1 protein-coding gene is annotated in these 744 nt (G+C 64.0%); it reads right to left on the bottom strand.

What is annotated here, in order from left to right:
• Positions 1-67: 67 nt before the first annotated feature.
• The gene (locus tag FW784_RS14135; RefSeq protein ID WP_149353953.1) at positions 68-325 is read right to left on the bottom strand and encodes a hypothetical protein; all 258 of its coding nucleotides are present in this window, start codon (positions 323-325) and stop codon (positions 68-70) included.
• Positions 326-744: the final 419 nt, after the last annotated feature.

The raw sequence follows: 744 nt of genomic DNA, 5'->3' as shown, positions 1-744 counted from the left end.
TCTGCACTACGGGGCCTAACACCTGAGTTAAGCCGCGCCGCGAAGCGGCGTCGGCTTGGACGAATTGTTAGGCCCCGCCCATTTCCTGCTCGGGCAAGGCCTGAATCTCCGAATCGTACACATCGGCCGCCCAGCGGACATTACCGCTCGGTCCGACGCAGTAGACCAAGCCCATTCCCCGGCCATCTGGAGCAGTAAACCCGTGATCGAGTTCGACGATGTCTCCAATTGCCGGAGCGCTAGTTCCGTCGCCGGCGGAGGGATGTAGGCGCTCCAGCGGGATCGCGCAGATGATTCGGGCTTTGTAGGTGCCGGGATGTGACATGCGGGGCCTAACACCTGAGTTAAGCCGCGCCGCGAAGCGGCGTCGGCTTGGACGAATTGTTAGAGCCCACGCGCCGGGATGCTAGCCCGCTGCTCCACGTGGCCGGATTCTGGCACGAAGAGCGAGACCGGCGAGATAGACGGAGCGGGGCGCCACAGGCGCGCCGAAAGGCGAGGGCAGCGAAGACGCCGGAAACGGATGTGGCCGGCAAGTTGGCGCCGCCATCCGAGCAACGTCCGAGGCTTGGAAAATGCGAGCGGCGCGAGCTTGCAGCCGTGAACCTGCAAGCCGATGTGGCCGTGAGCTAAGGAGTTCGAGGAGCGATTAGCCCGACAACCACATTGCATCCCGGCGTGGGCGCTAACACCTGAGTTAAGCCGCGCCGCGAAGCGGCGTCGGCTTGGACGAATTGTTAGGCC

Source organism: Cognatilysobacter lacus, from assembly GCF_008274655.1.
Taxonomy (GTDB): Bacteria; Pseudomonadota; Gammaproteobacteria; order Xanthomonadales; family Xanthomonadaceae; genus Cognatilysobacter; species Cognatilysobacter lacus.
The sequence above is the reverse complement of the archived record's forward strand: the minus strand, read 5'-3'. Positions and strand labels throughout refer to the sequence as shown.

Bases quoted from the DNA above. Each gene is read 5' to 3' on its own strand.
- FW784_RS14135 (WP_149353953.1), bottom strand. From the start codon at position 325: ATGTCACATCCCGGCACCTACAAAGCCCGAATCATCTGCGCGATCCCG.